This window comes from Bacteroides sp. L008 (assembly GCF_040812255.1).
Lineage (GTDB): Bacteria > Bacteroidota > Bacteroidia > Bacteroidales > Bacteroidaceae > Bacteroides > Bacteroides vicugnae.
The window spans coordinates 893,536-908,719 of sequence record NZ_JBFNXO010000002.1; the positions used below are offsets into that span (position 1 = coordinate 893,536).

The following is a 15,184-nucleotide window of genomic DNA, read 5'->3' on the forward strand; positions in this document are numbered from 1 at the left end:
TGTAAAAAAGAACAATCCGACCATTTTGTCGGGTTGTTCTTTTTTTCATATTTGCACAAATCGCCATATAAATGGATGATATTCCATTTCTTTATTAATCGGCTCTCCTTATTTTTGCAGTGTGACATAGCTTATTGACGTATGAAGAACATATTTCCTCTTTTGTTCCTTTTCATCACTTTGGGAATGAACATGAATGCACAAGACAATCAAGTCTCCGGCCTCAACGCCCGCCAGTTTCATAAATATTGGAAGGTCGAATCGGAGTCTCCTGATTATAAAGTGACATTTATCGGTGATACAGCTGAAATCGTTTCTCCCAAAGGGCTAACTCTCTGGAGAAAAGAAAAGATGAATGGACGGGTGACGATTGAATATGACGCGTGTGTAGTTGTAGAAAAAGAAGGAGACCGATTGAGTGATTTGAATTGTTTCTGGATGGCTTCGGATCCTACCTGTCCTGATAATATCTGGAAACGTGAAAAGTGGCGCAACGGAATCTTTCTGAATTGTTATTCCCTGCAACTCTACTATATGGGATATGGTGGAAATTATAACTCCACTACGCGCTTCCGCCGTTATGACGGTAATGAGGCAGGAATCGCAGATCCGAAAATACGTCCTGCTATATGGAAAGAATATACGGATGCCGACCATTTGCTAAAGGCAAATCACTGGTATCACATCAAGATAACCAATGAAGATAATAGGGTTAGTTATTACATCGATGGCGAGCGACTGGTGGACTTCCGCGATGCCGAACCTCTGACTGAAGGATGGTTCGGTTTTCGTACCACCTTATCACGTACCCGCATTACTAATTTTCGCTATGAATGTTCACCTCAACAGATTTCTGCCGTCCCTTTGCATTGGATCGGTGATACCCCTGAACAGGATAAAGCGGTAAGTTTCGGAGTTCCTTTTGATGAAGGAGATGTATTTCCTGCAACTCCGTTGCGGCTAAAAGTGAATGAATATCAAGATATTCCAGTGGATACCTGGCCATTAGCCTATTGGCCGGATGGCTCAGTGAAATGGAGCGGAGTTGCCGGAGTCATTCCTGCCGGAACGGAAAGATTGACATTAGAAAAAGCCTCCAAGAAAGCAAAAACGACCAATAAACAGCCTAAGGCTTCTATCTCTATCACTGAAACACCTGAAAATATTCAAATTGAAACAGGGGTACTTTCTGTTTTTATCCCTCGATACGGAGATTTCCTGATTGATAGTCTGTTATATAAAGGAACTAAAGTAGGAGAGAAAGCACATCTTATTTGTAGCACTCAAAGCAAACCGATTCAAGAAAATACATCTCAAATATCTTTTACTCGTTACATAGGAGAAATAAAATCAGTAACCGTAGAACGTCTGGGTTCAGTACGGGCACTTATAAAGTTGGAAGGCGTGCATCGGAACAGAAATAAGGAGATTGATACGAACTACTCTGAAGGGAACTACGCGAATGACTCTGATGAGAACAGTCAGAATAATCGTGAGTGGCTTCCTTTTGTTGTCCGCCTCTATTTTTATGCTGGTAGTGAACAGATAAAAATGGTGCATAGCTTTATCTATGACGGCGATCAGAAGATGGATTTCATCCGTAGTCTGGGCATTCGTTTCGATGTTCCGATGCGTGAAGCCCTGTACAACCGTCACGTCGCTTTTTCGTGTGCGGATGGAGGAGTCTGGAGTGAACCGGTGCAACCATTAGTGGGACGACGTATGCTTACCATGCCACAGGTACAAGATGAACCATCTCTGCAACAGCAACAAATGGAGGGCAAACGTATTCCTCCTTATGAAGCTTTTGACGAGAAAAACCGGGAATTGCTTAATGACTGGGCTTCATGGAATGGCTACCGCCTGTCTCAACTCACGGCTGACGCATTCTCCATTCGTAAACGTACCAATGGTGATGCTCCCTGGATAGGGACTTTCTCCGGTACCCGTAGTGACGGTTATGCTTTTGCCGGTGATATAACAGGTGGACTGGGACTTTGCCTACATGACTTCTGGCAATCTTATCCGTCTTCTATCGAAATTTCAGATGCAAGAACTCCGGTTGCCACGCTTACTGCCTGGCTGTGGAGTCCGGATGCAGAACCGATGGACTTACGCCACTATGATAATGTGGCTCACGGTCTGAATGCCAGCTATGAAGATGTGCAGGAAGGAATGAGTACTCCCTATGGTATTGCCCGCACCACCACGCTCACTCTCGTTCCGCAAGGAGGTTACACAGGAAAGAAAACTTTTGCGGATGATGCCCGACAGCTCTCTGCCACCAGCATATTAATGCCAACTCCGGAATACCTGTATAACCGCCGAGCCTTTGGAATATGGAGCCTCCCCGATCGCAGTACTTCCTTTCGTATTCGTGTGGAAGAGCGTCTGGATGCTTACATCCACTTCTACCAGAAAGCTATTGAACAGAACAAATGGTATGGCTTCTGGAATTATGGTGATGTGATGCACGCTTATGATCCTGTCCGTCATACCTGGCGTTATGACGTCGGAGGCTTTGCCTGGGACAATACAGAACTAGCTTCCAATATGTGGCTTTGGTATAATTTTCTCCGTACCGGTCGTGCCGACATCTGGCGTATGGCTGAAGCCATGACCCGGCATACGGGTGAAGTCGACGTTTACCACATTGGTCCGAATGCCGGATTGGGTAGCCGTCATAATGTGAGTCATTGGGGGTGTGGTGCAAAAGAAGCACGAATCAGTCAGGCCGCCTGGAACCGTTTCTACTATTATCTCACTACTGACGAACGCTCTGGAGACTTAATGACCGAAGTCAAAGATGCCGACCATAAACTCTACGAACTAGACCCTATGCGTCTGGCTCAACCTCGCAGTGAATATCCTTGCACTGCACCTGCCCGTTTGCGTATCGGTCCCGACTGGCTGGCCTATGCAGGTAATTGGATGACAGAGTGGGAGCGTACGGGTAACACGGCTTATCGTGACAAAATCATAGCAGGAATGAAGAGTATTTCCGCCTTACCCAACCGCCTGTTTACCGGCCCAAAAGCTCTGGGATTTGATCCGGAAACAGGTATCATCACAACCGAATGTGATCCGAAATTAGAATCGACTAATCATTTAATGACGATCATGGGCGGATTTGAGGTTGCCAATGAAATGATGCGTATGATTGATATACCCGAATGGAAAGACGCCTGGCTTGACCATGCCGCACGTTATAAGAAGAAAGCATGGGAACTTAGTCACAGCCGTTTCCGTATATCCCGCCTGATGGCTTATGCGGCTTATCATCTGCGTGATAGACAAATGGCAGAAGAAGCCTGGACGGACTTATTCACCCGTTTGGAACATACACCTGCACCCTCTTTCCGCATCACGACCATCCTTCCACCGGAAGTTCCGGCTCCATTAGACGAATGTGCAAGCATCAGCACGAATGATGCTGCCCTTTGGAGCCTCGACGCTATTTATATGCAGGAAGTTATTCCGAGGGATGAATAATTGATACGTTTGATATATGGTTTTATCGACGAGACAGTAGTTTTCCTATCCCGGCGTTCTGTTTTTAAGATTAGACTGGAGAATAATCCTTTTAGGATTGGTGAACTGGAGGAAAAACTGCATAAATGAATGCAATAATATACGGAAATATAGCCAGAAAGTGAATGATAACCGATAGAATATGTAGCTTTTCTAGTAGATAAACTGTTCGTTGGGTTTAAACCAACGAGGTGTTCCTCGGTGAGGAACACTACCTTCCTCACCGGGAAATCTATCTTTCATCGGTGAGGAAGCTGCAAATGTACTTTCTTTAGGTTGTTTTTTATCTAATTGGCTCAAAAATGAAATGATAAGATGAATGTTATAATGAGGGGTGTTCTGCTAAAATAACGCCTATTCGTAAGGATTGAACGTATAACATTTATTATTTGACAGATATTAGCCACATAAGATAGAATGAAGAAATAAGATATTGGGAAATGTAGGGATTATTTCATCCTCCCTTATTCATTTATGTCATTCTTCCTTTTCTGCAATGCTTAAATATTCCTTTTTTAATATTGAATATGTAAGCATTCGATATGGTCGATATTTCTTCTTAGTCTTTATTGCATTATTATTTCAGATACTCTTTCAACGGGCAATCGGTCTTTTTCAGTCCTTCGGCAATGCTTTTCGCATTCATGTGTGCTCCCTTCAGGGAAGTGTGCGTATGGTCGTGGTTATAGTAAGTAGCTGCTTTCTTGATACCCACCTTTTCCAGTTTATCGGCACTAATCTTATTTAGATCAATGAAGTAAGCTCCGGTAGCTTCGGCTGCTTCACGTGTCCATTTACCAAAAGACTCTGTGTTGCGTTCTATTTTTCCATCTTTCCATTTGTTACGCGGAGTATGGCTTAGAACGATGGGAACAGCTCCTTTCTCCTGAACGTCCATAATGAATTTCCGAAGATACCAGCCGAATGTATAAATCACCTGATATTTCCCTGTTTTCTCCATCAAAAAGACTTTGCTCTCGTCACTGGAACCACGTAATTCGGCACGGGCTTTGCCTACATTAATGTCTCCCGCATCATTATGTCCGAACTGAATCAGCACAAAATCTCCCGGCTGCAAGGCATTATAAACCTTATCCCAACGACCTTCGTCCAGGAAAGTGCGGGCACTGCGTCCTGCCATGGCACGGTTTTCTACAGAAATTTTATCCAGATTGAACTCATCGGCAATTACGCTTCCCCAACCCCACATACCGTTTTTGTCTTTATCTTCATTTCGGACTGTACTGTCTCCGATAGTAAACAATACCGGACGTCCATCTTTACGACTGGAACCTGTCACAGTATCTTTCTCAACGGGCTTCAGATAATTGGCCAATTCCAATCCTTCATAAGCACGTATTCCATCCGCAGCAGATTCCGCATTGACTTTGGCACCGAAAGCACTTGTGTGTATACGGTCGATGTAGAACATATATTTCACCTTATTCTTACCGAACTTCTCGAATTTGCGGGCACTGATATCATTCAAATCAATAAAAGGAACCCCCTGTTCTTCGGCTACTTGCTTTGCCCACAATCCGAAAGTCTTGTTGACGCGTGTGATGATGGTGCTGTCTTTATCTTCCCAAGCATTACGGGGAGTAAGCGAGAATAGGATAGGATGAGCACCTTTTGCTTTTACATCCTGAATAAAACGGCGCATATATTCCCCGTATGTATATACGGTTTCTTTCACTCCGGTCTCTTTGATGGTTACGTTCAGCGTATCTTTGCCGATTCCCGGAATAGAGGCGCGGGCACGTCCGCTGTCATAAGGACCATTGTCATTGTGTCCCAATTCGATGATAACCCAGTCTCCGGGGCGTACCCCTTTGATTACATCCGGCCAAAGACGGTTGTAGAAAGTACGGCTGCTGGTACCTCCCAACGCATGATTCTCAACAGTAATCCGGTTGGAATCGAAATAGTCGCCGGCAAAATAGCCCCATCCCCATTGTCCGTTGTTGCCATTTCCTAAAGTTCCGGTACGCATGGTTGAATTACCTACCAGAAACAGAACCGGGTTGTTACCTTTCCGGCTGGAACCGGCTTCCGGCCGCGAGGTGCGTGCCTTATTCAAGCTGTCCAGCGTGTTGTCAACCACCTGATTGACGTCTGCCATGGGAGCGGAAACTTTATTTTGCGCTTGCAGTTGTAAACTGCATACAATGATTATCAGTCCGCACGTATACTGAAACAATTTATTTTTCATGTTCGTTTTCTTTTTTAGGCACGGATTACACGGATTTCACGGTTTTAGTGCTATGATTACGTAAAACAACCGTGTTAATCCGTGTAATCCGTGCCTTATTATTCTCTTATACCTTATCGAAAACTGTATGTTATTTTAATTTATAAACTTCTGTTCCGGCAAGCAGGAAACAACCGACTCCGTAGTCTTCAAAATCGGGTACACTCTTGTAAGTAACCGGCTGTCCGTCTTTAGGCTCCTTGCCTGTTCCCTGCACATATCCCAGAAATCCGTTCGGGTGTACGGCATCTTTCACCATAGCGTTCCATGCTTTTAACAGGACGGGAAGATACTCTTTACGGTCGAGCAATCCGTTGCGGACTCCCCAAGCCATACCATAAACAAATAAGGCCGTACCGGAAGTCTCTTTTCCTCCGAAGTTCGTCGGGTCGTGAAGACTGACATTCCAGAAACCATCTTCACGCTGACATTTTTTCAAAGCCTTGCTCATGGTCAGGAAATCATTGATATAGTCCTGACGATGTTTCTCGTCAGAAGGAATTTCATCCAACACACGTACCAAAGCAGCATATACCCATCCGTTTCCACGACTCCAATAGCAATCTTCGCCATTCGGCTCTTTATATGGAGGATTAAAATCCTGATCACGCCACCACAGACCGTCTTTAGGGTTGAACATACCCGTTTCATCGTGTTGGCTGCGTGTGTAGTAGTACATATCCCACATCTTATCGTAGTATTTCTGTTCTCCGGTCATTTTTCCGAATTTAGCGAAGATAGGCATTGCCATTTGTACGGCATCAATCCACCACCAGTCGTTCACCTGCGGCGTATTCACCACCATATCGATGCTCGCTTTGATATTCCGGATCATATTCGGGTCTGACGGACAGATTTTATAGATATCAATGTATGCCTGTCCGCAACAATGATCGTCCGCATTACGGGTAGTATTGCCGTTGCGCATTCCCCATTTGTGGAAATCTGCCCAGTCGTAAGTATACTTATAATAATCCTCGCGCGGATAAATAGAATAGAGAGCCATCAATCCTTCATAGTATACACCACGCGTCCAGATATTGCTGGGACGTACACGACCATAAAAACTGGGAGTAGTGTAATCGGCATACTTCTTCATAAAGTAGTCATTCACCTTTATGATATTCTCTAAAGTCTCTTTTTGTGCCGGGAGCTCTTGTGCTGTGACCGTATGGACTGGTATCAGACAAGAAAGAAGCAATCCTGTAAAGAGTAAGGATAGTGGTTTCTTCATGGTACAATAGTTCTGTTTTATTAATTTGCTGTTTATAATAATTTCTATTGCAAAGGTAAGAGACGTTCCTTTCTTTTTCAATGGATTTTCGTGCAAATGTCTTTAAATTCGTTCACAAGGCAGCAGGAAATAGCGTAAAATGCATACCTAATGATGATTTCTACATATATCTGTACAATATTCTATTTCATGAATGGACTGCGTCCTTTACTTTTGTGTTGTAATTTGATAATCGATAAAACTATGAAGTGCATAACTCTTTATTTTAGTTTCTGCCTGATAGCTATCTCCTCGATAGCCCAGCCAAACTATGACTTTTCGAAGTTGAAACGCGAACGTCTGGGACGTGGTGTAATTGCTATCCGGGAGAATCCGTCTACTGTAGCTGTTTCCTGGCGTTATTTGTCTTCCGACCCGATGAATGAATCTTTTGATATTTATAGGAATGGTGAAAAGATAAATAACCATCCGTTGAAGGATGCCACTTTCTTTCAGGATGCTTATACAGGAACAGAATCTGTACTTTATACCGTGAAAGCAAGGGAAGGGAAAACGGAAAGCAGCTATCAATTACCGGCAAATGCCCCGTCGGGTTATCTGAATATTCCGTTGAACCGCCCCGAAGATGGTACGACTCCGTTAGGACAAAACTATTTTTATACTCCGAATGATGCCAGTATCGGTGACGTGGACGGTGATGGTGAATATGAGATTATTCTGAAATGGGATCCGAGTAATGCACATGATAATTCACACGACGGTTATACGGGAGAAGTATATGTTGATTGTTATAAATTGAACGGTCAGCAGCTATGGCGTATTAATCTGGGAAAGAATGTACGTGCAGGTGCGCATTATACTCAATTTATGGTTTATGATCTGGATGGTGACGGTCATGCGGAAGTGGTGATGAAGACCGCGGACGGAACGGTGGATGGAACAGGAAAAGTGATTGGGGATGCGCAGGCTGACTATCGAAGTGAGCAGGGGCGTATTCTGACCGGACCGGAATATCTGACAGTATTCAACGGATTGACAGGAGAAGCGATGCAAACAATTGATTATGTGCCCGAAAGAGGAAACCTGATGGATTGGGGAGACAGTCGTGGTAATCGCAGCGACCGTTTTCTGGCCTGCGTTGCCTATCTCGACGGCATACACCCAAGCGTAGTGATGTGTCGTGGATATTATACACGTACTGTTTTGGCTGCTTTTGACTGGGATGGAAAGGAGCTGAAACAACGTTGGGTATTCGACAGTAATAATCCCGGTTGTGAAGATTATGCCGGACAGGGAAATCATAACCTGCGGGTAGGTGACGTGGACGGTGACGGATGCGATGAGATCATCTACGGTTCATGCGCCATAGACCATAACGGCAAAGGACTCTACACCACGAAAATGGGACACGGCGATGCCATTCACCTGACTCATTTCGACCCTTCTCGTAAAGGGCTGCAAGTATGGGATTGCCATGAAAATAAACGTGACGGTTCTACCTATCGGGATGCAGCTACCGGAGAAATTTTATTTCAGATTAAAGACAGTACGGATGTGGGGCGTTGTATGGCAGCCGATATTGACCCGACTCAACCGGGCGTTGAAATGTGGTCTGTTGCTTCCGGAGGAATAAGGAATGTGAAAGGAGAAGTAGTAAAAGACCGGGTGAGAGGTTTGTCCTGTAATATGGCTGTCTGGTGGGATGGAGATTTGTTGCGTGAATTGCTGGATCGAAATAGGATCAGCAAATACAATTGGGAAAAAGGAATCTGTGAGCGCATAGCTATTTTTGAGGGGACTCTTTCTAATAATGGAACCAAAGCGAATCCTTGCCTTCAGGGAGATATCGTAGGTGACTGGCGCGAAGAAGTACTGATGCGTACAACTGATAATACAGCTTTGCGGCTTTACGTCTCCACTATTCCTACCGACTATCGTTTTCATACTTTCCTCGAAGATCCGATTTATCGTATAAGTATCGCTACCCAGAATGTTGCTTATAATCAGCCTACACAGCCCGGATTCTATTTCGGACCGGAACTTCAGGGAACCGTATTCAGAGGATGTGAAATACCTGGGAAGAAAACGGTAGTGAATGATTCAAATACTCCTTTACATTTGCTGCAACCTGCCTATCAGGGTACTTATGGTGACCTGACACCCGGGCAGGTCAAGAAAGATATAGACCGTGTATTTGCTTATATTGATAAGGAGACTCCGGCACGTGTGGTAGATAAGAACACTGGTAAACTGATAACCGACTACACCACGATGGGAGAGGAAGCGCAACTGGAACGTGGTGCTTTCCGTCTGGCAAGTTACGAATGGGGAGTAACCTATTCAGCCTTGATAGCAGCTGCTGAAGCTACGGGCGATCAACGTTACATGGACTATGTGCAGAACCGTTTCCGCTTTCTGGCGGAAGTGGCGCCTCATTTTAGGCGTGTGTACGAAGAGAAAGGCACGACAGACCCTCAACTGCTGCAAATCCTCACCCCTCATGCCCTGGATGATGCCGGGGCTGTGTGTGCAGCGATGGTGAAAGTCCGTGTGAAAGACCGCTCGCTTCCTGTAGACGGATTAATTGAGAACTATTTTGATTTTATTCAGAATAAAGAATATCGGTTGGCAGATGGTACTTTTGCCCGCAATCGTCCGCAACATAATACACTTTGGTTGGACGACATGTTTATGGGGATTCCGGCAGTAGCCCAGATGAGCCGTTATGACAAGGCTCAAAAAGAGATATATCTGGCGGAGGCTGTCAGACAATTCCTGCAATTTGCCGACCGTATGTTTATCCCTGAAAAAGGTTTGTATCGTCATGGATGGGTGGAAAGCAGTACCGATCATCCTGCCTTTTGTTGGGCGCGTGCCAATGGATGGGCTATGCTGACAGCATGTGAATTGCTCGATGTATTACCGGAAGATTACCCCCAACGCGCGAAAGTGATGGATTATTTCCGGGCTCATGTACGCGGAGTGACTGCCTTGCAAAGTGGAGAAGGGCTTTGGCATCAATTGCTCGACCGGAATGATTCTTATCTGGAGACGTCTGCTACGGCTATTTACGTATACTGTTTGGCGCATGCTATCAATAAAGGCTGGATTGATGCCATTGCTTATGGACCTGTCGCTCATTTGGGATGGCATGCCGTGGCCGGTAAGATCAATGCGGAAGGTCAGGTGGAAGGCACTTGTGTGGGTACGGGGATGGCTTTCGATCCTGCTTTTTATTACTATCGTCCGGTCAATGTATATGCGGCACATGGATACGGACCGGTGCTTTGGGCAGGTGCGGAAATGATTTCTCTATTGAAGAATCAGTACCCGCAGATGAATGACAGCGCCGTTCAGTATTATCAGGTGAAACAGAAGACGACTGCACCTATTTTTGCCATCGATACAGAAGAAAAGAAAGATTAACTTTAAATAGATAGAACCATGAAACGAGAAGCTTTTAAAATGTATTTAAAACCCGGATGTGAAGCTGAATATGAGAAAAGACACGCTGCCATCTGGCCCGAATTGAAAGCATTGCTTTCCAAGAACGGAGTGTCGGACTATTCGATTTATTGGGATAAGGAGACCAATATCCTGTTTGCTTTCCAGAAAACGGAAGGTGAGGCCGGTTCGCAGGACTTGGGTAATACGGAGATTGTGCAGAAATGGTGGGACTATATGGCGGATATCATGGAAGTGAATCCGGACAACTCGCCGGTGTCCATTCCTTTGCCGGAAGTATTTCACATGGATTGATTTTTTAGTAATTAGGTTCGTTGTTTCTTTTATTATCTCAACTATCTTGATTATTTTTGTCCAACATTAATTATTAATCTTGGAATCTATATGATGCAAAGACACCTTTTAATCTTTACCTTTCTTGTTAGTTTTGTGTTGAATGCCTATGGTGCGATAGAGCTTCGTTCTACACAAATGAGAACGAGTGACGGTCTTCCCAATAACTCTATTCGATACATTTATCAGGATAGCAAAGGTTTTTTGTGGCTGGCTACTTTGAACGGATTAAGTCGTTATGACGGCAACTCTTTTCTTACTTTCCGTCCGGAAATCGGTGACAAGGTGTCTTTGGCAGACAACCGTATCTACGATCTGACAGAAGATAAAGATGGTTTTTTGTGGATTTCCACTACACCTGAATTATATAGTTGCTATGATTTGCAACGTGCCCGTTTTGTTGACTATACCGGTTGTGGCGAACTAAGACAGAATTATTCAGGGGTATTTGTAGCTGCTAACGGAGATGTCTGGCTTTCCCATTCGGGAAACGGCTGCCGGAAGATGGTACATCAGAAAAATGGTGAGATGACATCTACCGTATTCAGGACCGAACGTGGAAACCTGCCGGATAACCGGGTGAAATTCGTGAATGAGGACACCAGTGGGCGTATTTGGATCGGCACTCAATGCGGTCTGGTTTCTGTCTCCAACGGACAATATCGGATAGAAGACCGATTAATCCACTTCACTTCTTCGCTAGCCTATAAGAACGATATGTATTTCCTTACAGCAGATGGAGATATCTATTATTATCAGGAGGCTACTCAAAAGATGCAAAAGTTGGCTTCTCTTGCCACTGTGGCAGGGGCGACATCGCCAACCGGAAATTTCCTGTTGAAAGATAAGTGGGTGATCCTGACTACTACCGGAGTATATACTTATCAATTTGCTACCGGAGAGATGGCCGCAGATCCTCGCTTGAATATTAAAAAGGGAGAATTGATACGTGATAATCGTGGAGATTATTGGATATACAATCATACGGGACGACTTACATATGTGCTTGCCGAAACCGGAGAGAGTAAGGACTTCCAGTTGATTCCCCAGGATAAGATAAGTTATATCGACTTTGAACGTTATCATATCGTCCATGATTCGCGGGGAATTATTTGGATTTCGACCTATGGAAATGGGCTTTTCGCTTATAATACTGCCGAAGATAAACTGGAGCATTTTGTGGCGAACATTAATGACCAGAGTCATATCAGTTCGGATTTCCTGCAATATGTGATGGAAGATCGTGCTGGTGGCATCTGGGTAGCTTCGGAATATTCAGGCTTGTCCCGTATTTCCGTATTGAATGAAGGAACCTCCCGCATCTATCCCGAATCCCGTGATTTGTTCGACCGGTCGAACACCATCCGTATGCTTACTAGAATGTCTAATGGAGATATCTGTGTAGGTACGCGTAAGGGGGGATTATACACTTTTGATTCGAGCCTTCATTCAAAAATGACCAATCAATATTTCCATTCTAATATCTATGCTCTCACCGAAGACAAGCAGGGACGAATGTGGATGGGAACTCGTGGAAATGGTCTCAAAGTGGGGGATACCTGGTATTATAATAATCCTTCTGATTTGACAGCCTTATCCGATAATAACGTTTTTGCCATTTATCGCGACCGTAAAGACCGCATGTGGATAGGAACATTTGGCGGTGGGCTGGAATTGGCTGAACCTACTCCCGACGGTAAATATAAATTCCGTCATTTCTTCCAGCAAACATTCGGGATGAGGATGGTGCGTGTGATAGAAGAAGATGCAAATGGGATGGTGTGGGTAGGAACCAGTGAGGGTATTTGTGTTTTTCATCCGGATTCATTGATTGCAGATGCCGATAATTATCATCTTTTCAGTTATACAAACGGAAAGTTTTGCAGTAATGAAATCAAGTGTATCTACCGGGATACGGAAGGGCGGATGTGGATTGGTACGTCCGGTTCGGGACTGAATCTTTGTGAGCCGCAGGATAACTATTGTTCTTTGAAATATGAACATTACGGAACTTCCGAAGGATTGGTTAACGATGTAATCCAGTCCATTCTGGGAGATAAAAAGGGGAATCTCTGGGTTGCCACCGAATATGGTATTTCCAAATTTAATCCGGCTACCCATTCTTTTGAAAACTATTTCTTTTCTTCCTATACACTGGGAAATGTGTATAGTGAGAATAGCGCCTGTATGCGCGAAGATGGAAAACTGCTTTTTGGCACAAACTACGGATTAATAGTGATCGATCCTGAAAAGATACAGGATAACGAAACTTTCTCCCCGGTTGTTTTCACGGATTTATATGTCAATGGAACGCAGATGAATCCGCAGATGGAGGACTCTCCGTTAAAGCAATCGTTGGCTTATTCGGACGAAATAACCCTGAAGTTTTTTCAGAACTCATTCCTGATAGATTTCTCTACTTTTGATTATTCGGATAGCGGTCATACCAAATATATGTATTGGCTGGAAAATTACGATCAGGGATGGAGTGCTCCTTCTCCTCTGAATTTTGCTTCGTTTAAGTATCTTAATCCGGGAACTTATATACTTCACGTCAAGTCGAGCAATGGATCAGGTGTTTGGAATGATAGCGAGACTACACTGAAAATTGTAATTGTCCCTCCATTCTGGAAAACGACTTGGGCAATGCTGGGTTATGTGCTGTTATTAATCATAGCCTTGTACTTTGCTTTCCGTATCGTTCGTAACTTTAACGGCTTGCGTAACCGCATCAATGTAGAAAAGCAGTTGACAGAATATAAACTGGTGTTTTTTACCAATATCTCTCATGAATTCCGTACTCCGCTTACCTTGATTCAGGGAGCATTGGAGAAGATTCAACGGGTGACTGATATCCCGCGTGAATTGGTATATCCGCTGAAAACAATGGATAAGAGCACGCAGCGTATGTTGAGGCTTATCAATCAGTTGCTGGAATTTAGAAAGATGCAGAATAATAAGCTGGCACTCTCTTTAGAGGAAACGGATGTCATCTCTTTCCTTTATGAAATATTTTTGAGCTTCGGAGATGTAGCGGAACAAAAGAATATGAATTTCCGTTTCCTGCCTTCGGTGCCGTCCTATAAAATGTTTATTGATAAAGGAAATTTGGATAAGGTGACTTATAACCTGCTTTCAAATGCCTTTAAATATACTCCTTCGAACGGAACAATTATTCTCTCGGTGAATGTGGACGAAGGGAAGCAAACCTTGCAGATTCAGGTTTCGGATACGGGAGTCGGCATTCCTAAAGAGAAGCAGAACGAATTGTTCAAGCGATTTATGCAGAGCAACTTCTCCGGTGACAGTATCGGTGTAGGGTTGCATTTGAGCCATGAACTAGTTCAGGTACATAAAGGAACGATTGAGTATAAGGATAATGAAGGCGGTGGTTCAGTATTTACCGTATGCATTCCGACGGATAAGACGGTGTATTCGGAGAAAGACTTCCTTGTCCCGGGCAATGTACTGCTGAAAGAGGCGGATGGACATGCGCATCATTTGTTGCAGCTCTCTGAAGAACTTCCTGACTCGGAAAAACTGGCTGTTCCTCTGAATAAACGGAAAGTCTTGATTATTGAAGATGACAATGATATTCGTGAATTCTTGAAAGAGGAAATCGGAGCCTATTTCGAAGTGGAAGTTGCAGCCGACGGTACGTCCGGATTTGAAAAGGCACGTACGTATGATGCAGATTTGATTATCTGCGATGTCCTGATGCCGGGAATGACGGGATTTGAGGTTACTAAGAAGCTGAAATCGGATTTTGATACGAGCCATATTCCTATCATTCTGCTGACTGCTTTGAGTTCGCCGGAGAAACATCTGGAAGGTATAGAAGCCGGAGCGGATGCTTACATAGCCAAACCGTTTAGTGTAAAATTGTTGTTGGCACGTGTATTCCGCCTGATCGAGCAGCGCGATAAATTGCGTGAGAAGTTCTCCAGTGAACCGGGTATTGTGCGTCCGGCCATGTGTACCACTGACCGGGATAAAGAATTTGCAGATCGGTTGGCTGCCATCCTTGAACAGAACCTCGCCCGGCCTGAATTCTCTATTGATGAGTTTGCACAGATGATGAAGTTGGGACGAACGGTATTTTATCGGAAACTACGTGGAGTAACGGGATATTCGCCTAATGAATATTTACGTGTTGTGCGCATGAAGAAAGCAGCCGAGTTGTTACTGTCGGAAGATAATCTGACGGTTGCAGAAGTCTCCTATAAGGTGGGTATCAGCGATCCTTTCTATTTCAGTAAATGCTTCAAAGCTCAATTCGGAGTAGCACCGTCCGTTTATCAACGTGGTGTGAGTAATGATAATGATTCTCCGCAGGATTCATAAGAATAAGATTAATTAAAACAGCATAG

Annotated in this window: 5 protein-coding genes and 2 pseudogenes; 5 read left to right on the top strand and 2 right to left on the bottom strand. The window is 44.2% G+C overall.

Going from position 1 to position 15,184, the window contains the following annotated elements; translation table 11 throughout:
- Positions 1-141 precede the first annotated feature (141 nt).
- A complete protein-coding gene (locus AB3G73_RS22460; protein ID WP_367745644.1) occupies positions 142-3,492 on the top strand; it encodes a DUF6250 domain-containing protein in 3,351 nt (1,116 codons plus the stop codon).
- A 616-nt stretch (positions 3,493-4,108) separates the two neighbouring features.
- Here AB3G73_RS22460 and AB3G73_RS22465 read toward each other — a convergent pair.
- Entirely contained in the window at positions 4,109-5,743 is a 1,635-nt protein-coding gene (locus AB3G73_RS22465; RefSeq protein WP_217721964.1) for a rhamnogalacturonan acetylesterase, read from the bottom strand.
- Positions 5,744-5,873: 130 nt separating this feature from the next.
- On the bottom strand, positions 5,874-7,016 hold the full coding sequence (locus AB3G73_RS22470; protein ID WP_367745645.1) for a glycoside hydrolase family 88 protein: 1,143 nt from the start codon (positions 7,014-7,016) through the stop codon (positions 5,874-5,876).
- A gap of 243 nt (positions 7,017-7,259) precedes the next feature.
- Between AB3G73_RS22470 and AB3G73_RS22475 the strand changes: the two are divergent.
- The 4 genes and pseudogenes from AB3G73_RS22475 to AB3G73_RS22490 form a co-directional block, all read left to right on the top strand.
- Positions 7,260-9,098: pseudogene (locus AB3G73_RS22475) on the top strand (rhamnogalacturonan lyase); the annotation flags it as partial.
- Positions 9,096-10,442: pseudogene (locus tag AB3G73_RS22480) on the top strand (glycoside hydrolase family 105 protein); the annotation flags it as partial. The pseudogenes AB3G73_RS22475 and AB3G73_RS22480, both read left to right, overlap by 3 nt.
- 18 nt (positions 10,443-10,460) lie before the next feature.
- Positions 10,461-10,775 carry an L-rhamnose mutarotase gene (gene rhaM / locus AB3G73_RS22485; protein ID WP_004301580.1) on the top strand — a complete coding sequence of 105 codons (315 nt, stop codon included), beginning with the start codon at positions 10,461-10,463 and terminating at the stop codon, positions 10,773-10,775.
- 90 nt (positions 10,776-10,865) lie between these two features.
- Positions 10,866-15,158, top strand: coding sequence for a two-component regulator propeller domain-containing protein (locus AB3G73_RS22490; RefSeq protein ID WP_367745646.1), 4,293 nt, complete (start codon positions 10,866-10,868; stop codon positions 15,156-15,158).
- Positions 15,159-15,184 lie beyond the last annotated feature (26 nt).

Coding starts and splice junctions, on each gene's coding strand:
- AB3G73_RS22460 (WP_367745644.1), top strand. CDS start 142: ATGAAGAACATATTTCCTCTTTTGTTCCTTTTCATCACTTTGGGAATG.
- AB3G73_RS22465 (WP_217721964.1), bottom strand. CDS start 5,743: ATGAAAAATAAATTGTTTCAGTATACGTGCGGACTGATAATCATTGTA.
- AB3G73_RS22470 (WP_367745645.1), bottom strand. CDS start 7,016: ATGAAGAAACCACTATCCTTACTCTTTACAGGATTGCTTCTTTCTTGT.
- rhaM (WP_004301580.1), top strand. CDS start 10,461: ATGAAACGAGAAGCTTTTAAAATGTATTTAAAACCCGGATGTGAAGCT.
- AB3G73_RS22490 (WP_367745646.1), top strand. CDS start 10,866: ATGATGCAAAGACACCTTTTAATCTTTACCTTTCTTGTTAGTTTTGTG.